A 22,147-nucleotide genomic window follows, 5' to 3' on the forward strand; every position below is an offset into this window, starting at 1 on the left:
CTTCATCGAAATAATCAACGTTCGCCATTTATTTGTCATGAAGATCGGTATCGACTCGTTCCATTGTCATTTCCTCTGTGATAACCTCCAATGATGTATTTCTTTTTCTCCGGCGCACAGGTCGGATCTTACGAATGCTAATAATTAAAGAAAGGATAATCACAACAGAATATACGATTACAAATTCTAACCATAATTGGATTGGAGCATCTGCTTGCATAGTGGAACCATACACATAGAACATCTCCCGTGAAAAGCTAGAATCAAATATACTTAACATGGCCCCCGCAGGGTTTAGCCCCAATATATATCCAACCCAAGAATAACCTGATGAAGATGGAGTTGGTCCACCGTATTGTTGTTGCCACATACTTAAGAAGAATAAATATAAGAGTCCTGTAATCAGAAAAATAAATATACCTGCTCCATACGTAACAATGACTGAAATCATCGTCCGTTTAAATAATGTGGAGAACATCACCCCAAGCGACCCCAGCAGAATCATAATGAATAAATAGAATAAGAACATATACACTACTTGCTGAGGTGAAATTCCCCCATATAGAAACACAATACTGTACACAGGCATTGTTGCAACTACGATCAAAGCCATAAAACTAAGGGATGATAGTAGTTTACTCAGAATAATTGTGGCCGAGCTTTGCTGTGTTGTCAGCAACATACTAAGTGTCTGTTTCTCCCGTTCACTACTAATAACACCTGCCGTGAGTGCAGGCGCCATGAAAGCAATCATTAACAACTGTGCAAAACCCAACACATAGAACATCGTCTGACTCATTCCTGAATTGAATCGTTGATTCCCTCCATTGTCCACATACATCGTTATATATATAAAACCCATAGCAACGAATCCTAAAGCAAAAATATACAACATCACGGACAACATAGACTTTGGTGAACGCATTCTGAGGCGGAATTCTTTATCCAGCACAGGATTAATCCATCTTCTAGACCAATTCACTACCCATTCCCCCTTTGGTAATTTCTAAGAATACATCCTCCAGGTTGGTCTGCGCCTCATGGAAAGAAAGAACCTGAAAATCCCAAGATATGATATGCTTTAGCAACTCACTTTGCTGCTCATCATTCCCACTAAAGTGTGCATGCACGCCTGTATTATCTGCTAGTACACCACTGACAAATGCCTCATCACGTAGACGTACTGCAAGTTCCTCTTCTCTTCCGAGCGTACGAATATGAAGCACTTTTTTGACACGAAGACTACTCTGAATATCCGATACTTTCCCTTGTGCCACCATGACACCATGTTCAATTACACCAATCTCGTCCACCATCTCTGCAAGCTCTGGTAGAATATGAGAAGAAATAATAATGGTCTTTCCCATCAGTTTTAATTCTTTGAGTATTTCTCTCATTTCGATACGCGCTCTGGGATCTAATCCAGAGGCAGGTTCATCCAGAATCAATACCTCAGGATCATGTACGAGACAACGAGCTAGACATAATCGCTGCTTCATTCCTCTAGACAGGCTATCTACGTAAAAATCCTTCTTATCACTCAGGTTCACCAAATCTAATAATTGTGGAATTAACTTCTCTCGTTCATTACGCGGAATGTTATAGCTCGCCCCATAAAAATGGAGATACTCCGTTGTTTTCAATTGATCATACACACCGAAGAAATCCGGCATATAACCAATCCTTTTCCGAACTTCCTTAGGGTATTCTGTTACCTCATAACCGTCCACCTTTGCTGTACCCGAACTCGGTAACACAAGTGTCGCTAGTATAGACATCGTCGTTGACTTACCGGCACCATTAGGACCCACGAATCCGAATACTGTACCTTTCGCAATGGTAAGATTGATATCCTTCAAGGCATCGAAGTTGCCATAACGTTTACTTAGGTTTGTAATTTCAATCATGGTTTCACCGTTCCCTTCAGTCTCAATTGCGGCAGCATTAACGTGGTCTGACTCTTGGTTGATACCATCAGTCGAATCACGCTGTTACCCTCTATATACGGGTCGATGTTCTTAGCGAGTGTCCATGTGTTATTAGTCCACGTAAGATCCTCCCAATCCTGTTGTAGCGCATTCCAGATTCTATACTGAGTATCCTGTCCTGGATTTCCTGTACTAAATGCCATCTCTTGAAAGTCGGTTGCTTCGTCTAATTCAGGTAAGGTAAATTCGAAATTTGCCGTACCTTGAGAGGTATCGATGAAACCATTCATCCCTTGATTCCATAAACCCGCAGTTACTTGCGTAACAACAGCAGGAACGAAGCCAAAAGGAATATTGATATTACCGTTCTCTATTAACGCTACAGTCACAGGCTGTGCCCATAAATTTAATTGATCACTCTTCATTTCCTTCCCCTTATTCGTATAAGTCAACATCGGATCTTTACTCCATCCAATAATATACGAACCTGTTGCAGACCAAGACGTACTGGGCGCATAGTTCATCAACATCTCCCGCTCGCGATTGAAAGTATCTCCTCCATTCGAGTTGATATAAGGAAAGAGAAGTTGCCCGAGGTCCCCTCCATTTGAGTTCATATTTCTGCGTGTAGATGTGTTTAGAATCTTCGCCTTATCGTTCTGCCCAAGATCCCCGAGATCATAGACTTGACCCCCAAGAACTAAAACCACCTTGGATAACTCACTTGTCGTATGATTGATTATTTCTCCTTCAATCTTCCCTTGGTCATTCAAAGATAACTGAACGTCGAATTGACCCACTTGGCTCGTGCTTCGTTGTTGTGCCCATATTTTGGCTAGCGACCATTGTGGCATATTTAATAGCTTTAATTGCGTGCTCTGATCCGTTACTTCAATGAAACTATTACTTTCCCTGCTATTTCCAAATGAGCTGCTTTGACGATCAATCTTCAAATATGTTCCCTTCGGGAACTCCAGAGTATAGTCCCCACTACTTGGTGTGAAGAACGCCGAGGCGCTCGTCGTTGTTCCACTGCCCTGCCCATCTAGTTCCAATATATTAAGGGTATGAGCAAGTTCATTCGTCTTATCTGCTGAACCTATGGTGTATACCGCTCCACTAGCGATAACCGCAATCAAAGGTATAATCCACCATGCCCATTCTCGTTTGTCCACTTTTTTCAATATAAAATAGAGGAGCGGAGCAACAATAATCACATAGATGATTAGCATCCATAACAAGATGCTAAACTGCGGCATTTTAAGTGATGGAAAGTACTCAAGTATGTAACTAAGATTATTCATTGAATATCCTGAATTCTGGCCTCCACCTATTTGCAGAAGGGATAAATCAGCCCGCAATAGAGAAGCCCACACAGAAGGATGACCACTCCAAGAAGCTAACGGAGCCATCGCAATATCATATGCCGCATACAATACAGTACCTTTCTCCACTTGCTTAGTCACGAATAAAGGCTTGGTCTCTGCACGATACAGCACTTGACTGCCTTCTAAAGGCTGTGCTTCAGATAACGTGAACTCTCCTTCAAGATTTAATGGTTTGCCTCCGAGCTTCGCAAGCTCTGGAAGTGACGTAACAGCGAATGTACCGTTATATTGAACAGGTGATAAATCCGCAAAAACCGCTGCCGTCTTCGGATAACTTGCCCCACCCGCAAGGACTAGTGTCCCACCTGACTTTACCCATTCAGATATACTGCCCGCTTGTTTCTTACTAAGACTATCTGAAGCGAACCGATTAATGACTAATATATCAACGCTATCAAGAAGCATTGGATCATCCGGAATATCATCGCTATCCAAAGAAACAATATCTAGATGATAACCACTTCCAAGCAGGATGTTCATGAAATTCATCGTATCAGGATCATCCGATAACACTCCTATGATCTCTTCGTTCATAAGGGCTGTACCATCAAGATAACTTTTACCCGATTTAAAAGGTATGTATTTTCCTTTCTCTACAGAATCTTTGTAGAACCTTATCTCATTGTTGTTCTTATTATAGTTAACTCCTGGTATCCCTAACGTTATTTCTTTCTTTGTGTCCTTCGGTAATTCTACATGCTGAATATAAGAAGCGTTCCCCATCATGTAATCCTCAGAATTCTGAATCACAATATCTCCAGAAATGTCGGTATCACTTGTTAACGTGATCTTGACTGGATTCCAGCGCCCATCTTTTAACTTGTTCCCGTACCCTAGATCAATATCTATTGTGATCGATGGATCATCAGCATAGACGGTACTAGGAAACACCCACGATTGAACCATTATAGCTAACACGATTAAGGGCAGTATGATAAACTTAATATTTCTAATATACGAAGACAAAATCCATTCCCCTCCTAAAAAGTAAAATTCTCTCACTAGTATTGACGTATAAACTTCGATAAAGTTTGCAATATTTTCAAATAAAAAAAAGGGTACACGATACTTTAAAAATTTGGTCACTCTATTCAAAAACAAAGGGACCGTTAACACCCCTTATAGTCAATGGTGTTAACGGTCCCTTTGTTTGTTTAATTCTATTGGTTATTCATAATAGTTTAGTTGAAAACTACAGTCTTATTCTCATGTACTAGAATTCGATCTTCGATATGCCATTTCACAGCTCTTGCTAATACAACACGTTCGATTGTCCGTCCAATCCGCTTCAGCTCACTCACATCATCGCGATGGCTGACCCGTTGCACGTCCTGCTCTATGATAGGACCGCCATCAAGTTCCTCGGTCACATAGTGCGCCGTCGCCCCAATAATCTTCACACCCCGTTGGTAGGCTTGTGAATAAGGTTTGCCTCCAACAAAGGCTGGTAAGAACGAGTGATGAATGTTAATAATGCGGTTACGATAATGATGAATAAAGGTAGGCGAAATGATCTGCATATATCTAGCAAGAATAATCACATCGATATCATCACCGATAACTTCAAGTTGTTTCTGTTCCGCTTCCTTCTTCGTATCCGCCGTTACCGTGATTAGATGATACGGGATTCCAAAGGATTCCACATACTCCTTCATATCAGGATGGTTACTTACAACCATCGCTATTTCGGCATCCAGATCACCCGCTTGCCATTGCCATAAGAGCTCTACTAAGCAATGATCCTCTTTAGATACGAAGATCGCGAGTCTTTTCTTACGACTTACATTATGGATCTTCCAATCCATAGTGAATTTGGAGGCAATAACTTTGAATTCAGCTTCAATTTCAGGTAACTTACGGTCTAACTCATGAAGATCAAACTCTACACGCATAAAGAACATACCACCCGAAGGGTCCATCGTATACTGATCAGATTGGATGATATTCGCCCCATGCTGATACAGAAAATCCGATACAGCAGCTACGATACCAGGTCCATCGGGACAAGATATAAGCATGCGTGCACGTTCCTTGTGTGGATTCTTGGACAACGATAGATTCTTGTTAATATGTACTTCCATGGGGATCCCCAACCTCTCTCAACAAACTTCTGTCTACCATTCTAACTGTATATTAATTGTTCTCCTTGCCCGCTAACCAAGCAACAATCCGATGATTGATTGCTTCTTCGCTCAATTCCGGGAAAAGATCAGCTTCAATAATCAAGTCATATAAACGCTCTAAGGGCTCACGCGGATCGGCCTTCTTCGCCTTAGCGTCATTCTTAAGCAAGTTCCATACATCTAGAACATACTGGCGAGAATCAATATTCTGTGCGGTAAAGAACTCATCAAGTTTATCCACCTGAGTCTTAAATTCTGGACCGAATCTCTCTAACATATTTCCACGTAATAACGCAATCTCCACTTCATACATCGGTCGCTGTGTTTTAGCATCTTTGCCAATCCAAGGCGTCTCTAGAATAAAAGGTTTTCCTTGTAGTAACTCATGATGCACAATACGGCTAATGGTATTAAATCCAATAAAACCACTACCAATCGGGGTATGTCGGTCTTTACCTGCTCCACGCGGATTCTTACTATCATTTAAATGGATTACACCGATTCTATCGATTCCTATCGTCTTATCAAACTCAGCAAGTACGCCATCTAGATCATCTACAATGTCATAACCGGCATCATGAATGTGACAAGTATCTAGGCAAACCGTTAGACGCTCGTTATGTTTCACTTTTTCAATAATTTGAGCAATCTCTTCGAAACTACGACCTATCTCTGTTCCTTTGCCAGCCATCGTCTCCAATGCAATATGAACATCTGTTTCATTCGTACCCTCTAAAACTTCATTCAGCCCATCCGCGATACGCTGAATACCAAATTCAGCATCCTTGTCTGTAAAAGCCCCCGGATGCAGGACGATGTTCTTTACACCAATCGCATGCGTACGGCGAATTTCCTCCTGTAGGAAACTCACTGCAAGTTCAAAAATATTTTCCTTATATGAACCTAAGTTGACAATGTAAGGCGCATGCACAATAATTTCATCTATACCATTCTGATTCATTAACTCCTTACCTTCTTCAATGAACATAGAATCGATCGGCTTGCGACGCGTATTCTGTGGTGCACCTGTATATATCATAAACGAACTAGAGCCGTAGGTATTTGCTTCTTTCGTTGCACTTAGTAGGCCCTTGTCCGAAAAGGACACATGGGAACCAATTTTCAACATGATCCATCCTCCTCTTCTAATCGAATAACCTTTATTTTAACGCGTATACTGAAATAAATCTAGAAATGCGTTATAATTCTGATGAAGCTTTCTGAATGTGACTAATATCATTGAGGTGAACAATATATGCATTCCACATTTGTAGTTAATATTTTGTCCAGCACCACCCCCAATCGCTGGTTTATGAACTCCATTGCCTTCTGGACGTTTGTCATGATGGGAGCTATGTGTATAGGTGGTTTCTTCATGTTTCGTAAGTTCTTGAAAGTGCTTCCTAAGGCAGATGGAAAGTCTAAGCTGGATTGGCAGAACTACTGGGTTGAGCGAAGTCGCTCGTTGTGGACTACTGAATCACTAGCATTCTTAGATCAACTAGTAGCCCCTGTACCTACCCCTTTTCGTGATATCGCTAAACATTCAATATCCGCAGAGATTGGTAAAATTGCCGTTGAGAGTGATGCATCTGAAGTCACTAGAGATCACTGTATTAAAGGATACATTGTAGCTACTCCTAAACGTGATAACAAGTTCCTGGTCACCTTTTTGAAAAAGAGCAATATTGATTACACGCCTTATAAGCATCTAATAAATAAATAAACATAACTATACCCCTTACAGACCAAATCGTATTGAAGAAATTTAACCTTCAACAATATGATTTCCTAGTAGGGGGTATTCTATAATCAGGAATGGATGAGGGAGGCGCTAATCAACATGAAGATCGTTATTTGTGGGGGAACAGGATTTATCGGAAAGGCTTTAACGGATTACTTACTAAGGCAACAATCTGAACAAAGTCACCGAATTATTATCGTTACTCGTACTCAGCCTAAGCATGCTATACATCACCCTCAGTTAGAATATATGACTTGGGATCAAATACATAACAATCCCTCTTTATTGGAAGGCATGGATGCATTCGTTAATTTAGCAGGAGCTTCCCTAAGTCAATTATGGACTCGACAAGCAAAGAGACGAATTATCCAATCCAGAATGAAGACAGTCTCAACAGTGGCCACGCTAATCGCATCCTTAGAAAGAAAACCGCCTGTGGTTATTCAAGCTTCGGCTATTGCAATTTATGGCACTTCACTTCATGAAACTTTCGATGAAACTAAGTCTCCACGAGTGCAAGATTTCCCTTCTGATGTTGTAGATCAGTGGGAAAATGCAGCGGATAACATCCAGAACGTAAGACTCGTGAAGCTACGAGTAAGTGTTGTGCTTGGTAATGGAGGTGGTGCCTTCCCGATGATGAAACTTCCCTACATACTAGGAGTAGGTGGAAAAATAGGAAGTGGGCAGCAGTGGATGTCATGGATTCATATTCATGATATCGTTCGATTAATCGAGTTCTGTATCCTTAATCTAGATATAGAGGGACCCGTTAATGCCTCTTCGCCTGAACCTGTAACGAACGACCAGTTCGGTCGAACGGTTGGAGCCGTATATCGCAGGCCCCATTGGTTCCCCATTCCCAGCTTAGTACTAAGAACCCTCGTTGGCGAGTTGTCACTCATCCTGCTTCAAGGACAACGTGTTATTCCAAAAACGGCTTTAGACCATGGTTTTATATTTACTTATCCTCAATTGAAGAGTGCGCTTGAGGAGCTTAAAAGTAGCACATAAATAGTTGAATGATGACGCTACGCTGATGGATTGTCCTTCCGCTCGTTGTTGCCCCTAAATTTTTGTGAATCTACCGCTCTTTGCGGTGAAAATTTAGGGGCAAAGCATATGCTTTGATGTTGCTTTCCAAAGGAAAGCTTTAGGCGAACGCTACGCCTCTCCAAGACAATTCCAGTATCGAAGATACGATCAGCACAGGCTTCTATTTTCTGCATGCACTGATTATGATTTAGAACTATTATTTCCACTATAAGTTGCACTGCGATAAGTATATTCCCCACGGATAATCGTGAATACGTCACCGTCTTGAAGAGCGTATTCTTTGTACGACACCATAGACTGTTTATTCAGTAACGTTCCGTTCTTAGAACCTAAATCTTTAATCACATACCCTCCCGCACTTACTCTGGAAAGTTCCACATGAGCTCTTGAGGCACCGGGCATCTCTTCAATAAATTGAGCAACATCAGCGGATCTTCCAATAATGAAATGAGGACAATGAAGATCAATTACTTCAAGCGGTCTTCCCTCTGACATCACTTGCCCCTCTTCTCTACGCTCTAAATATGAACGAAGTTGGGGAGATCCCCCAGAACTCAACTTATCCAATTTATCTAATGATATCTCTGGCTTAAGAAGAACCGTTGCCTGAGTCCTTGACGAGGAAAGCATCTCTGTTCTATGACCTAATTGGGCATAGTAATCCCCTTCCTGTTCATCCATATGGAATGAAGCAACTTGCGCTTGCTCTCTCTCCCACAGGGGCTCCATCGAACCTAAGTTAGGGGAATCTGGAAACGTCCATTTTTCACGTAATTGCTTCATTTCCTCTTTCTCTTTTTGCTTGTCACTCATTTTATCCGTGTCAGTTGATCCCGCAAAGAAACCCGTTAACCGTTCCACCTGAAATGGGGTGTTACGCTTCTTAGCGAGACTTGGATCCACCACCAGTTCAACTGAATCAAACATAGATAGAGAGTGATCCAACGGCTCCTGTTGATCATCTTCACTGCGTAGACGTAACTTTCCTTTCCATCCCAACCACGTTAGGATTCCTAGAGAAACCGTCAACACGATACTGACAAGAAGCATTACTTTACTAGGATTGTTCATAAATAGAAATTTCCACAATAAAGCACTAATCAAAATATAACCTACCATTAGATACGTCCTGATGGCAGAGTTCCGCTCGAGATCCTCCTCCATTTCAGATTCATCACGATCATTCATCCTTGTGGGTAACGATCTCTCCATCTGATAATTGGACGGTCCCATCTCCTTCTTAACAGGTCTCCGTTCTCCCTGATTCATTGCTAATCTACCATCATGAACTTGGCTGGAAGCCGTATGAATCTCATGGTCCTCCGCAAATCTCTGACTCCGAGATTCTATCGATGGTTGTTGTATAGTAGCAACCATTGGAGGTGAAATCACACGTCTTTGCTCATGTGAAACGGCTTGTTCTCCATCCTCAGTAAGCAGACTTAGAAGCATTCTCCGCAACCCTAGTAGGGTAAAACCGTCATCCGCGACATAATGAAGCAACCGTTGAACACCATTTCCCTGTAACTCAGACACTGCTGTCATAAGTCTAGTGATTAAAAGGCTTAAGGAAGCCCCAACAGATGCACTTTCCGTGTTCAATACAGGGATATATGTTAAATAAAGTGAACCTATCTGAAGTGTCCCTTCAACAAAAATATAATCCTCATTCAGATTGTACTTATCTGGCTGTAACATATACAATTTACTCTCTTCAAGAGTACTCACAATTTGGAGTAGCAGTCCATAATACTCAGCCATCCTCAGCTTCTCACTTTTCAGTAAGTGGGATAACATTTTTTTATCCGTAATGTCATATTGAAGTACCACTTTGAAATCTAACTCTTTCAACCTTAGTGTCAAATGATGCGGGATTCGTGCTGCCGAGATCATGCTGGTCTGAACTCGAATGATGTCCGAAGAGGGAAATCCCTCCGCTCCACCTAGTACCATATAGGTACCCCCATTATGAATAAAGTCACGCTGCAGATCAGTCAATTTAGACACCCCTTATTTATTAAGAAACTATATATAAATAAGCACTAATTGCTCCAGGTATAACCGCCAGCATAAAAGGAAATCTGAGCTGCTCCTTACCATTCCCCTTTAATAGGCTAATATCTTTCAGGATAAGAAATCCAGCTATCCCTCTTGCTATATTTCTAATTCTTGAGAGCGCCTCTCTTCGCCATAATAATATAACGACTCCTATTAGGCTTGCGTATAAGATTGAATACAACATCACTTGGACTGTAAAAAGAGCCCCTGTCCATATGCCTATTCCACCAAATAATTTGACATCACCCGCACCCACAGCCCCCATCCAGTACATGAATAGCAGTATTCCGAATCCTGCTAAGAACCCTTTTCCAGAGAATAAAAGACCCTCCCATCCTGCATTTACGATTTGATACAAGATGCCGGAAATCATTGCAGGAATGGTAAGTTTATTCGGTATTTTCATCGTTCTAACGTCTGTAATAAATGCAAGTATCAAGAATAAAGCACATCCACCATAGGCGAGCTCCATTGGTTACCTTCCCTTCTTCATCTTCCATTTCCCTTAATCTCGGCCAACCACTGTGAATGTAACTTCAATACTCTGACCGTCTTCTGTCTTAACGATAAAGGACCATGTACCTGGAGTCGTATTCGGACCCACAGACCACTCCCATTCTATATAGCCATCTGCATCTGCAGTACTCCAGCCAAGGTATTTCGCGGTACTCTCACCCGTTTTATAAAATACAGAAAGATGTGCAGTACTGTTCGGAGCTACCTTCACCCTAACTTTAGTCTTCTTACCGACTACCGCAGGATTAGGTTTATCAATTAATTGTATCGATTGCGAATCCTCATCAGACCCTTCATGACTTCCATCTGAAGTCGATTCTGATGTATCTCCAATCCATAAACGTTCTTCCGATCTAGCCTGTAATACGATCTTTTTATTGATAAAGGGAACCCTCATAGGTAACTCATAACTGAGTTCTATTCCGAAATACGGATTATTTCTAGTCTTCATATCTGGCACATGAATATTGGATACGTGAATTCGATCATAACTTAGCATTTGGCTCTGCATGAAAGGCTTTAATAGAGGTTTTACAATCGGATCTAGCACAGCCTCTGCCATGCTATTCTTCAAGTTCTGTAATGGCTCATCTCCCGTAGCTGCAGCAGCCATCATCCAATCACTGAGTGGTGCAGGGAGAGATTTGCTGTACTCAGATGCCCAATCTGTTACGGAGAGTTTCGGTATGATCCAATTCCCAGTTAACTTCGACCCACCCTCCACATCCTCTGTAGCATTAGGTGTAATGGCCAACGCAACAGGATACATATGTGTAGACACCATCTTGACGGTATCCGATACTGTACTTTGTAATGCCGTAGAAATCAAAGTCATCTGAACCATATAAATAAGAAATAAGATAAAGAATATAAACAGCGGAAATACTAAAGCAGCTTCAAGTACGATGCTCCCTTGTTCACTCGATGTTTTTCTAATATGAAAAGTCCGCTTTCTTGGTAACATAATAACGGTTCCCTTCCACTTCATCTTGGCTACCAGAGACATATCCGACCATCTTCATCACTCCAGGGAGGAACCAAAGTCTCATTCCAACTCTAGCTTCACTAGAGGCGTAAGTAGCTCTTTCCGCAGGGTTAATCCCCGTATTAAACCGAATCAATGCTAACATCCGCGACATTTTATTTTCATTATTACTGTGAATGAACAGAAATAGTCTCAAATAATCTCGATAGGTGATCTTGACTTTTAAGTATGCCGATAACTCTACTGATCCTGTTTGGCATAACTCAATCATATCTAATAACGCCCTTTCAATACCGTATAATAGTGCAGCTGCTAGAATTAACAATGGATGGCCTAATTTACTATTCTCTACCAACCCTTCCATCGTGCGTATCGCCAAGCGTGTTGCAAAAATTTCAGCATACGCAGCAGCTACATTACCTACTGGATTATGAAATCCGTATAGAATATATTCTAATTCCTGATTATGAATACTAAGTTGAGCCACTAAGTCATCTCCTGTAGTGCTTCCAGAATTACTTACGATTTCCCCCAAGCGACTGACATCAAAATGATGAAAATAGTTCGCTGCATATTCATTCTGAAAGAATTCATCTGATAACATAGACATGAGGCTCCCCATAGATCCATATAAACCATCCATTTCATTCATAGCTGATTTGCCCGCATCATACGGATCATCATCTAATTCTACTCCCTGATTAGTGCTACCTTGTGTTCCCTTGTTAAAGGCTAAACTTTCCTCATAATATTGTTGAACCGTTTCATACTCTTTCAAGTAGGCTTGCGCTTTATCATCCAATTCATTAATCTTCTTCAGAATATTAGCTGCGTCCTTCAGCTTAGTTTTGGATTTCTTCTCTGACTCCTTACGTCCTTTGTCTGATGAACGACCCTCCTCCAACTTCTGAATCTGTGCTTCAATCACATTACCTGAACCGGGTAGAACATAATTATGTAAGTAAGTCTCTAGCTGACGACTTGTCCTGATTACAGTTGACTTCATTGCGCTACTATTCGCATAAATATCCGTGGCACTTCCGATCTCAGAATTAAAGGAGATAAACTGACTATCAAGAGCTTTATAGACCGAAATCTGAGTATCTATCTCCTTTTTCAATTCTTGAAACAATGATTCTGGTAACAGTAGCATTGCAGTCTGTTGGCGGATTTTCCCTATAGTATCAGCATCTTCATCGCTTACATCATCAACATTTCCAGGTGAATTCCCACTAGATACCTGATCATAACCTTCATTTGCAGAGCGACTCTCTGATTCCGCTATAACCTGTTTCATTTGTTCATTGTATTCATACGCATCTTTCCACAATTCTAGAGACTGAGGCAGTATCTTCGCATGACTTTCACGCGCGGAGTTCTGCTTGCTTGTCATTTCCGATAATAAACTCGAGACCCCACGCTGATAATCTTCAATCTTCTCTTCGATAACGTCATAATCCGTTTCACTGTCCTCCTCGTTATCTTCCTCGTTATCCTCCTCTTCATCTTCATCTTCATCGTCGTAATTATTATCCGTTGGACGTATTGATGATTGGGTAACATAGTCTTCATATTGCGCAGCAACATCGTTTCCAGCACTAATGTTACTGTTACCCAGCGATTCATCAGATATATAGCTCCCCTTCGGATTCATAGTCAAGTCCGAGAGAACTTCTACACTTTGAGCTGCCTTCTTCTGTTTAGCGAACATATCATCTAATGCATCTTCTCGCTTATCGTATAATTTTTGAAGTTTTCCAAGTACATCTACGGTATTGGATGCTTCTTTCATCGATTTCGATAAAGGTTTAAACTTATTAACCAATTCTAATGTGAAGTCAATCGGAGCTTTATATTTCATTTCTTCACTAATTTGGCGATTGAATATATCATATTCTCCTAACATTCGGTCCATTTGTAAGGTCGAAGTATCCAAATTAAAGGGTAGCAACGAAAACGCATCGCCTCTATCCCCATGTTCCATACTCCCATTCAATACGTTAGCCATGATCTGATCACCATTGCTCTCACCAAATGCATACAGTCCATAATTTTGCTGTAATTCCTGTTCATAGGCAGACATCACTGAACGAACTCCTGAATGGATCAACCGTTCACTCTGAACCTTCATCGCAGCAATACGAGCATAATCAATAAAAATAGCTACGAAAGCGAAGACAATCGTGAAAATCATAATCAGGAAAATTGAGACTGATCCTCTCTGCTCAGAATGCCATTTGCCAAACATCTTCATCCTTTTCTCCTCCCGGTACGGATACCCCCTGTCTACACAGACGATAATTCATCCACTAAGGCTATTTGCCTGTTGCTCCATACTTCGTCAGAACTTGCGCCGCATTACTCTTACTTGTAGATTGTCCACCCACACCTTTAAATTTAGCTCCGTAATAACGCATTAGATCTACCGTACGTATAAATTCAACAGGATCAACAACGATAGCGTTAGCACTTACCTCAACACTAGACCCACCAGCTAATAATTTATCCAACGGAGACAAATGAATAATCTGATTAAGCTGAGTACTTACTTTACGTAGCAGAAGTGTATTCTGATAAGATATTCCACCCTGCATACTCCCTGTAATCATTGGGCTTATCTTAGATAATTTCATGCTTGTAAGGGATCCATTCGAGTCATTCCCCGGTAAATCAAGAGTCGCTGTATTCCCTATTCCTGCCCAACCGAATATCGCACCTAACATTTGATCATCAGAGAGCCTCCAATAAAGCGAGTCATAGTTCCCTTTCGCAAAAGACCCATTAGACGCATTCTTGTGACTGTTATCCCAACTATATGCCGATCTCTCAACCGCCGCAGAGGCAACTTGTTGTAATATAGACTGCTGGTAAATATACAAGCAGAAGAACATTAGAATAAGCGTCACCATCAGCACAATGGGCATAACGAGAGAAGCTTCAACTGTGAAGCTCCCCTCCTCACTTTTGAGTTTACCCTTCAATAAAGTCATCACTCTTCTTACCAATCTTCTCTAATAAATTTTTAACAATCTTAAGAAGTTGTTCTCTAAAGAGAATAGCTATAACAATAATTGCTGCTATAATCAGAATCATTTCTAGCATTCCTAATCCATCTTCTTCTTCCCATAATCCTTTCACTTGTCCTTGTATCCTTGTTAACATTTCATCATTCCTCCTACATATTCATCATCATAAATGCTGGCGAACCCACTAAAACAACAACAACCATAAATATTACGACCATCGGAAACACCAACTTGGAAGATGCCTGCTCACCACGCGTACGCGTGATCACCTTACGCTTCTCCCACAGAACTCGAGACAGATCTCGTAAGGCAACCACGAAATCATTACCTCCCCTCCGAAAGTTGAGTAGCACTGTGGTCGTGAAGATCGATACCTCTTGTAAAGCACAGCGTTTACTGAAATTCTCAAATGACTGCTGAAATGAATAGCCGCTATCCCAGTCCCCGATCATGCGAATCAATTCACGATATAAGGGATGTTCTATGTGCTCTTTCTTCCGTTCAACACAATGAACAATCGCCTTCTGAACCGTTTCTCCTGCCCCAACAAGTAGCACCATTTTATTCAAAAGCTCCGTCAATTCGATTAACATATCCTGATCCCGTTGCTGAACCTTTTTGTGAAGATCCTTGATCATGGCTGCGGGTAGTAGAAGTGACATACCCCCTCCGAAAATCAACCCCGTCTGTTCTCCCATAATTATGGATAATAAGCAACCTGCGCATAACAGGAGCCAGCTATAACACAACATTTCCCCCAAAAAAAGTAACGTCATTTCACCACTGTATCTCATGCCGTGAATCTTCTGAATAGAACGCTGAACCTTAAAAAAGAAGAATGGAAAACGATTAGAAAGTTTAAGCTTGTCCAATATCCACAACATCGGTGGAACCAACCTACTTAATCGGATACCCTCCATAGGTAACTTACTAAGTCGTTGGTACTTGTCACCGCCGAGCTGATTCAGCACCACCCAACCGCCCACTAGCAGAACCAGCATCATACCGAATATCACAATCATATCTATCCACCCCCCTTACAATTTGATATCCATAATCTTCGAAATCCAGATCGTGCAAGCGCCTAGTCCAATTAAGGAAAATGTTGAAATAATATAGCCGATCCCACTGTACATCGGTTGCATGTATTCTGGAGATGTTAAATTCATGAATATGATCATCATAATAGGCGCAACAAGAATCGCCTTGGATTCGAATCTTTTCTGTGCGATGATGACGGAAATCTCCTGTTGGATATCGAGCTTCTCACTAATGATCGAAGAAGTTCGACGTACTACCTCAACTAAATCTCCACCCGTTCTTTTACAAGAAGTAAATACATCAGCGAAATTTGTAATGTCCTCCATATTAGCGCGTCGACTAAAATCCTGAAGAGCATCCTCAATCGGCTCACCGTACTCCATGCGAGCACAAATAATGTTGAGTTCTCTAATTAAATCGTTCTCTGCTTCAGGATCAAGCATTCGTAAATCTTGGACGGCTTCTCTAAATCCATTCTCTACAGACCGTCCTGCGGACAGAGAGGATGATAAAGAATAAAGGGCCTGCTTGAAGTGTAAACTCATACTTGTTCTGCGGCGTTCTAGCATGTACTTTCTCCAGAAACGAGGAATAACTAAGCCCGCAGAAGAAAATAGCAGTGAAATGATCCATTGATGATAGAACAAATAACCTACTCCGTAAAAAAGACCACCGCCGACCACAATACACATTCCCTTCTCAACCCTACCAAGCTCATATTTACTATAGTCAGGGAGGACCGTTCTTTGCGATTCTCTTACCGGTTCTAAATGTTCATCCTCTTCTTCACAGGTGGAACTTGCCTTCTTTCTAACCCTAGCCGTACTCAACATTTCACCTCCCCTCCATTCTTCATCTGTATTCCATCTTGAATACCAGCCATACGGAGCTTCTCCACATAATGCATCGAATTACCACAAGATTCTAATTGTCCGATAATTCGCCCTTCTCGCTCTCCCGTTTCTTGAAATTGATAGAGTGGATTAAGTCTGACTTCCCCATTCTCCATCCCCAATACTTCACTAATTTCCATCACCTTCCGTGAATGATCACGAAGTCTAGACAAATGAACTAGAATATCTATCGCAGAGCTAATCTGCTGACGAACAACTAGGATAGGAAGATCTGCACCACTTAGTACCATCGTCTCTAACCTGCTAATCATGTCCCTTGTACTATTAGCGTGACCCGTGGATAGACTTCCATCATGCCCCGTATTCATCGCTTGTAGCATGTCTAGACTTTCACTTCCACGTACCTCGCCCACAATAATACGATTGGGCCGCATCCGTAGAGAAGATCGAATTAAGTCTCGTATCGTAATTTCCCCTCGTCCCTCTGTATTCGCATTACGAGTCTCTAAGGACACTAGATTAGGTACGGTCAAGATCTGTAGTTCAGCCGAATCCTCAATCGTGATCACACGTTCATCTACAGGTATATATTGAGACAAGGCATTTAGAAATGTCGTCTTCCCTGACCCCGTCCCCCCACTAATAAAGATGTTGTACTTTCCAACGACTAACCTTTGTAGAAAAACAGCCGTCTCTTCACTGAGCGCCCCTCGCTTCACTAAATCATTCATCGTCATCGGTGACTCTGGGAATTTACGAATCGTCATTGTTGGCCCCTTTAGTGATACAGGCGGGAGAACAATATTAACGCGGGATCCATCCTTCAATCTGGCATCTACAATTGGAGTGGATTCATTAACAACTCGATTCACGCCCGCTACAATCGTCTGGATAATATCCTCTAGACGATTCTGTGATTCAAATTGCACGGGCAGCCGCTTCACTTCACCCTCTTGTTCTATAAAGATCTCCTGATGACTGTTGATCATGATCTCTGTGATCGCAGGATTATCTACCAAAGGTTGAAGTACATCCAATCCACGGAAGGAATCAAAGATTCGAAGTACCAGCGTACGCTTCTCTACTGCCGTTAGATCCTGAAGATCCTTATGTCCAAAGACTGTACGCTCGATATAACTCATTAATTCAGCGTCATCTACTGCTGATGTCACATCTAGTCCGGATCGAACAGCAAGCCTAATGACTTTAAATATCTCATCATCCATAGAAATTGTCCCCCGATCCCATGATATATCTTTGCAATGCCTTAGTTGGATTCATAAGATGCCCTCCTTCCATGACGACAAAAAAAGCACCGTTTAACAACTGCAGTTACGCGGTTATTAAACGGTGCTTCCGTTTACGATCTATTAATTTATCGTTAGAATATCACAGTTTGCTCCAGTCGGCAAGTATGAAATGAATAGATAACTTTTTATCATCATTCAACCCTTTCTGTGATTACTCTCTTCTATTAAGTGGAAATAATACCTTTAGCTTTCCATTCTTAATCGCAATTGAAAACCAATGGAGGTTTTATCATGAAGTACATATTTCTTTATTTCATGCTCGTATTTTTGGGAATATCTATTATTGCCACAATCGACCTGTTGTCGGGAATGAGCCTTTCTATGGCATTCCATTCCATTCATTCCGCCTTTACTATCACAACCTTACAAGAGATTATTGTGATGATCGCCTTTCTTTCCATCCCCTTTATTCAGGCATTGCCCAGTCTTAAAGAAGCGAAGTAGAACGAGTAAATAGGAGAAATTCTCAATATAAGCTTATCGGTAAAAACTGAATCTCTTGCGTATGCGATGAACAATAAATATTAATATATGAATCACTGCACATAGAAACGGCGAAATATACTTCATAAAGGCCTTTCCCTCTTCTAGATGTACAGGATAATTCTCTGCACTGATAAATGAACTAAACAAAACAACAATTCCAACAGGCTCTGCCAATTTCTGCGGTTCCTGCACCTTAAATAAATCAGATGTCACTGCCATAGCAGCATAACAATAAATAGTAATTTTAAAAAACACCAATAATTAAGGTTAAGATAACAAGCGCATCTAAGCGTTGTATAAAATTCGCCAAATTAACTAGCGTAATCGTTGTGAACATCGGAAAGGTAACCCAAGCATATATATTATCTCCAATTACTTACATTTCAACAGCATGGGTAAAACTCAACAGTATCGCGCTTAGCACGATTGCAATAACCCCTGTTTTCTTGGCCGTTTGAGATTTATTAAGATGGGGCAAAATCGTTGTGAAGCATACGAGTCCTCCAAATGGAAAGATCCAAATGCTAGCCTCCTTGATTCCCTCATTTCTAACCAAATAGGGATTAATGGAAATACCAGAATGATCCTTCACTTCCTGGGCTTCCTTCATCTCGTACAAGAGCCTCGATATACTCACTTTCCTGCACAACCATAACAATCTTCACAGGGACCATACTTTCCCACCTTTCCAACATAGAACAAAAAAAGCACCGATCACAAACCGCAATGACGCGATTAGTGAACGGTGCTTCCGTTACCAATTATATTTCCACTGATGTACCATACTATCTATGTGACAGTAGGAGTATTTTCAAGATACAGTCAACCGCTCGCTATCATTGGATCCTACAGCCATTTGTAACCTATAATTTATATTTGTAAGCACTGATTTCTTCTGTATCCTTGCTTTTATACTCGAATATTAGAACGCCTTTATCTTCTTTAACAAAGTGAATAATGTGTTCAGGATCTTGATCTCCCAATCTGTCCTGTGCGATCTCCCTTAAATATTGTTGTTCATATGGAGTTAAAGAAATTACCTCATGAACATAAATAGGTTGCTTCTTCTTAAAATCATAGAGAACAAGATGCTGTGTCGTATATTCCCTCAATATCATATAGTCTTTGGTGTAATGTTCAATCATATATATATCATCTTTTCCAACAAGTTCTGTCAAATCATAAGTGGATACAACATTACCCTTGCTATTCCAGAATTCCGCTTTCTTACCGTCCGTCAGCAATACATTGCCTTGAGACTGCTCTATATTTGTGTCAGGGTAATATCCCATAAAAGAATATTGAGCCTCTTTAGATACCTTTCCATTTTTTACAATTACTTGTCCAGATCTTTTAACAACCGCTGATGTTCCTACTGCTTCGTATAATCTGATATAAGATGTTGTATCCGATAAACGCTCCACTTTTAGTTTTCTTAATTCTTCTACTCTTATCTCTATTTCTCCAATTTTAGAAGCTGCTTCTTTTCCTGTTGCCTGGTAAAGTTCTCCACTCTCTCTGTTCAACCAAAATGTAATATCCTCATCCGTTCCCATCGCATAAGTACTGGAGAGCGATATCTTCTTGTTCTCTGAATTCCACTTTACTTTCTCATTTAAGGATTTAGCCACAAATGTTAGAGGAATGTATGTTTTACCATTAATCACTTTTGCAGGAACATCAAGTGAAATTTTTTTCTTATTAACATACGCGGTTTTGTTACCTAATTTCAGAATTATTTCCGTTTTCACCCCAAACAGTTCTACGGTTTTTGTTTTCTGATCCCAGAACACTTTTAAACTTAATAAATCTCCTACTTCACGAATCGGAATCAGTACTCTTCCATCAATGATACTTACAGGATCTTTTAATTCAACTAGTTGTTTGAATTCACCTAACTCGACTATTACTTTAACGGATGATCCTGCAGCGTTTGATTGAATGGGGAATTGAAGCAGTAATAAAGTAAACACAATTAAATATAATATGTTTTTTTTTCTAAACATTTATATTCTCCTTATCTATATTTGGTATAATTTAACTTCACATATTAAACGGTTATATTTCACAAAAGGTTACACATTTTAAAAAAGAAAATAATAAACATGATAGAATAAAGAACACTCTTGCATATTTAAGCAAGAGCGGCTTTTAAGGCAGCAAATACTATGTTTATTTTGATACAATGATAGTCGCACTATTTCCACTTATCGTTATTGTAGCGTAGTCCGCTGCGTTATTCACTGGAGTTTTAGCTACTCCATCTAATGTTATATTACTAAAGGTAGATCGAACATTTCCGGTTATCGTTGCATCATTCCCAGCGATTGTAGCTAGCAATTTAAAGTAATTCATTACAGTAATGTTTTGGTTGTTTACCTCTAAAATATTTATCAAGTTTGTATCATTAGAATTATAACATCCCGCATCTGCACATATAGCTAGTCCAGTTGTTTTTAGACGAACTGCGTTACTAATCCCCCTTGTGGAGTCATTATAAGCGCGCCAAAATGCAGTAGTTATCGTAGTACCAGGTACATAACCATTACTAGTATGGACTTTATCATAGCCTGATTGACGAACTCCTTCTAAACAAGTACCATTTCCCGAATTGGGTTTAACACAAAGTCTTGGTCTCCATCTTGGCCCAGTACCTCCAGTATTTAATGATACATTTGCATCTACTTCAGCTTTTGATGAACTTAAACCTGTATAAATATAAGTTGCTTCACTTGGAGCGCCTGAAAGTTCTGCTACAGAAGCCAATTTCCATTTAGATTCAAATAAGTTACCCGTCGTGCTTGCAACGGTTACTCTCCCTCCAATACCACCACTAATCGGGTCAGCTTGTACTTGTTGTTCAAACCCACTAGTGTTAGGCACAATTTGTTCTTGTGGTTCAATACCACTAGTAATTGTATCAACTTGTGCTCGTTTTTCAATACTATTACTTGTGAGCTCATTATTAAAAAAGTTCTTCGTCCTTTCTGTTACCCAAAGATCCTTTGAGGTATTTGTCTCTTCATAAAAGTATTCATAGTTTTCATCATTAAAGATATAATTGATCGTTACAGGCTCATCCACAAAATTCTTCTTGCTAATTGACTCTGATGCATATAGTTTCTGTTCATCTGATGCGACTTCTACAGCTTTATCAATAACCTTTTGTAGTTTTTCCACTTCCAGTCTTAAATTACTCTCATTCTTTACGTTTACATTCTTTAATGCAACATTTTTTGCTGTTACATACTCACTTTCTTCTTCCTGTGCAAAAGCTGGGGCACTAATTGATGCTGTTATCAATAATGCCAAGCTAGTTAATAAAAATTTTTTCATAATTTCCCTCCTGAATGCTAATATATGAATCCAAGTGATTATAGCAATAGTCACTATTTTAATCAACCATATTTTAACATAAATATATAATCATTCAATTTAAGTATTTATTATTATTATATTGTTTTAAAATACCAATATTGAAATATTGGTTTATTCGAGGGAGCATATATCCAATATTAAGATATCGTTTGTAGCATATCTAGACTTTCACTTCCACGTACCTCGCCCACAATAATACGATTGGGCCGCATCCGTAGAGAAGATCGAATTAAGTCTCGTATCGTAATTTCCCC

At 40.3% G+C, this 22,147-nt stretch carries 22 protein-coding genes; 3 read left to right on the forward strand and 19 right to left on the reverse strand.

Annotated elements, in window-relative coordinates:
• Positions 1–28: 28 nt before the first annotated feature.
• The 5 genes from J2T13_RS21365 to J2T13_RS21385 all read right to left on the reverse strand — a co-directional run bounded on the left by J2T13_RS21365 (position 29) and on the right by J2T13_RS21385 (position 6,568).
• A complete protein-coding gene (locus J2T13_RS21365; RefSeq protein ID WP_429374386.1) occupies positions 29–982 on the reverse strand; it encodes an ABC transporter permease in 954 nt (317 codons plus the stop codon).
• Positions 969–1,907, reverse strand: a complete 939-nt coding sequence (locus tag J2T13_RS21370) for an ATP-binding cassette domain-containing protein (RefSeq protein ID WP_429374387.1) — start codon at positions 1,905–1,907, stop codon at positions 969–971. The genes J2T13_RS21365 and J2T13_RS21370 overlap by 14 nt, the downstream gene beginning before the upstream one ends.
• A complete protein-coding gene (locus J2T13_RS21375; RefSeq protein WP_429374388.1) occupies positions 1,904–4,282 on the reverse strand; it encodes a DUF7408 domain-containing protein in 2,379 nt (792 codons plus the stop codon). The genes J2T13_RS21370 and J2T13_RS21375 overlap by 4 nt, the downstream gene beginning before the upstream one ends.
• Positions 4,283–4,497: 215 nt before the next feature.
• On the reverse strand, positions 4,498–5,397 hold the full coding sequence (gene purU, locus J2T13_RS21380; protein ID WP_429374389.1) for a formyltetrahydrofolate deformylase: 900 nt from the start codon (positions 5,395–5,397) through the stop codon (positions 4,498–4,500).
• 52 nt (positions 5,398–5,449) lie between these two features.
• Complete coding sequence (locus J2T13_RS21385; RefSeq protein ID WP_429374390.1) at positions 5,450–6,568, reverse strand: deoxyribonuclease IV; 1,119 nt, start codon at positions 6,566–6,568, stop codon at positions 5,450–5,452.
• 126 nt (positions 6,569–6,694) lie between these two features.
• Between J2T13_RS21385 and J2T13_RS21390 the strand changes: the two genes are divergently transcribed.
• Complete coding sequence (locus J2T13_RS21390; protein ID WP_429374391.1) at positions 6,695–7,165, forward strand: DUF2621 domain-containing protein; 471 nt, start codon at positions 6,695–6,697, stop codon at positions 7,163–7,165.
• A 117-nt stretch (positions 7,166–7,282) separates the two neighbouring features.
• Positions 7,283–8,197 carry a TIGR01777 family oxidoreductase gene (locus J2T13_RS21395; protein WP_429374392.1) on the forward strand — a complete coding sequence of 305 codons (915 nt, stop codon included), beginning with the start codon at positions 7,283–7,285 and terminating at the stop codon, positions 8,195–8,197.
• Between the two features lie 222 nt (positions 8,198–8,419).
• On the opposite strand, the gene J2T13_RS21400 is transcribed toward J2T13_RS21395, so the two are convergent.
• The 9 genes from J2T13_RS21400 to J2T13_RS21440 all read right to left on the reverse strand — a co-directional run bounded on the left by J2T13_RS21400 (position 8,420) and on the right by J2T13_RS21440 (position 17,945).
• Positions 8,420–10,237 carry a DUF6382 domain-containing protein gene (locus J2T13_RS21400; protein ID WP_429374393.1) on the reverse strand — a complete coding sequence of 606 codons (1,818 nt, stop codon included), beginning with the start codon at positions 10,235–10,237 and terminating at the stop codon, positions 8,420–8,422.
• Between the two features lie 19 nt (positions 10,238–10,256).
• A complete protein-coding gene (locus tag J2T13_RS21405) occupies positions 10,257–10,769 on the reverse strand; it encodes an A24 family peptidase (protein WP_429374394.1) in 513 nt (170 codons plus the stop codon).
• Positions 10,770–10,802: 33 nt separating this feature from the next.
• Positions 10,803–11,777 carry a pilus assembly protein gene (locus J2T13_RS21410; protein ID WP_429374405.1) on the reverse strand — a complete coding sequence of 325 codons (975 nt, stop codon included), beginning with the start codon at positions 11,775–11,777 and terminating at the stop codon, positions 10,803–10,805.
• Positions 11,746–14,052, reverse strand: coding sequence for a hypothetical protein (locus tag J2T13_RS21415; protein WP_429374395.1), 2,307 nt, complete (start codon positions 14,050–14,052; stop codon positions 11,746–11,748). The genes J2T13_RS21410 and J2T13_RS21415 overlap by 32 nt, the downstream gene beginning before the upstream one ends.
• A 61-nt stretch (positions 14,053–14,113) precedes the next feature.
• Positions 14,114–14,788, reverse strand: a complete 675-nt coding sequence (locus J2T13_RS21420; RefSeq protein WP_429374406.1) for a TadE family protein — start codon at positions 14,786–14,788, stop codon at positions 14,114–14,116.
• Entirely contained in the window at positions 14,769–14,960 is a 192-nt protein-coding gene (locus J2T13_RS21425) for a Flp1 family type IVb pilin (protein WP_429374396.1), read from the reverse strand. The genes J2T13_RS21420 and J2T13_RS21425 overlap by 20 nt, the downstream gene beginning before the upstream one ends.
• Before the next feature lie 13 nt (positions 14,961–14,973).
• Complete coding sequence (locus J2T13_RS21430; RefSeq protein ID WP_429374397.1) at positions 14,974–15,846, reverse strand: type II secretion system F family protein; 873 nt, start codon at positions 15,844–15,846, stop codon at positions 14,974–14,976.
• 15 nt (positions 15,847–15,861) lie between these two features.
• Positions 15,862–16,698: a type II secretion system F family protein gene (locus J2T13_RS21435; RefSeq protein ID WP_429374398.1), complete on the reverse strand. Its 837-nt coding sequence runs from the start codon at positions 16,696–16,698 to the stop codon at positions 15,862–15,864.
• Positions 16,692–17,945, reverse strand: coding sequence for a CpaF family protein (locus J2T13_RS21440; RefSeq protein WP_429374399.1), 1,254 nt, complete (start codon positions 17,943–17,945; stop codon positions 16,692–16,694). Before J2T13_RS21440 ends, J2T13_RS21435 begins: the two co-directional genes overlap by 7 nt.
• A gap of 315 nt (positions 17,946–18,260) precedes the next feature.
• Between J2T13_RS21440 and J2T13_RS21445 the strand changes: the two genes are divergently transcribed.
• Positions 18,261–18,473 carry a hypothetical protein gene (locus J2T13_RS21445; protein ID WP_429374400.1) on the forward strand — a complete coding sequence of 71 codons (213 nt, stop codon included), beginning with the start codon at positions 18,261–18,263 and terminating at the stop codon, positions 18,471–18,473.
• 33 nt (positions 18,474–18,506) lie between these two features.
• On the opposite strand, the gene J2T13_RS21450 is transcribed toward J2T13_RS21445, so the two are convergent.
• From J2T13_RS21450 to J2T13_RS21470, 5 genes are all read right to left on the reverse strand, one after another.
• Positions 18,507–18,734: a hypothetical protein gene (locus tag J2T13_RS21450; protein ID WP_429374401.1), complete on the reverse strand. Its 228-nt coding sequence runs from the start codon at positions 18,732–18,734 to the stop codon at positions 18,507–18,509.
• 157 nt (positions 18,735–18,891) lie between these two features.
• Positions 18,892–19,107 carry a GerAB/ArcD/ProY family transporter gene (locus J2T13_RS21455; RefSeq protein ID WP_429374402.1) on the reverse strand — a complete coding sequence of 72 codons (216 nt, stop codon included), beginning with the start codon at positions 19,105–19,107 and terminating at the stop codon, positions 18,892–18,894.
• Between the two features lie 271 nt (positions 19,108–19,378).
• A complete protein-coding gene (locus tag J2T13_RS21460) occupies positions 19,379–20,521 on the reverse strand; it encodes a copper amine oxidase N-terminal domain-containing protein (protein WP_429374403.1) in 1,143 nt (380 codons plus the stop codon).
• A 166-nt stretch (positions 20,522–20,687) separates the two neighbouring features.
• Positions 20,688–21,851, reverse strand: a complete 1,164-nt coding sequence (locus J2T13_RS21465) for a YrpD family protein (RefSeq protein ID WP_429374404.1) — start codon at positions 21,849–21,851, stop codon at positions 20,688–20,690.
• A 179-nt stretch (positions 21,852–22,030) separates the two neighbouring features.
• A partial coding sequence (locus J2T13_RS21470; protein WP_429374407.1) for an ATPase, T2SS/T4P/T4SS family occupies positions 22,031–22,147 on the reverse strand: 117 nt, incomplete at its 5' end.

The organism is Paenibacillus sp. DS2015 (assembly GCF_050433705.1).
Taxonomy (GTDB): Bacteria; Bacillota; Bacilli; order Paenibacillales; family Paenibacillaceae; genus Paenibacillus_AQ.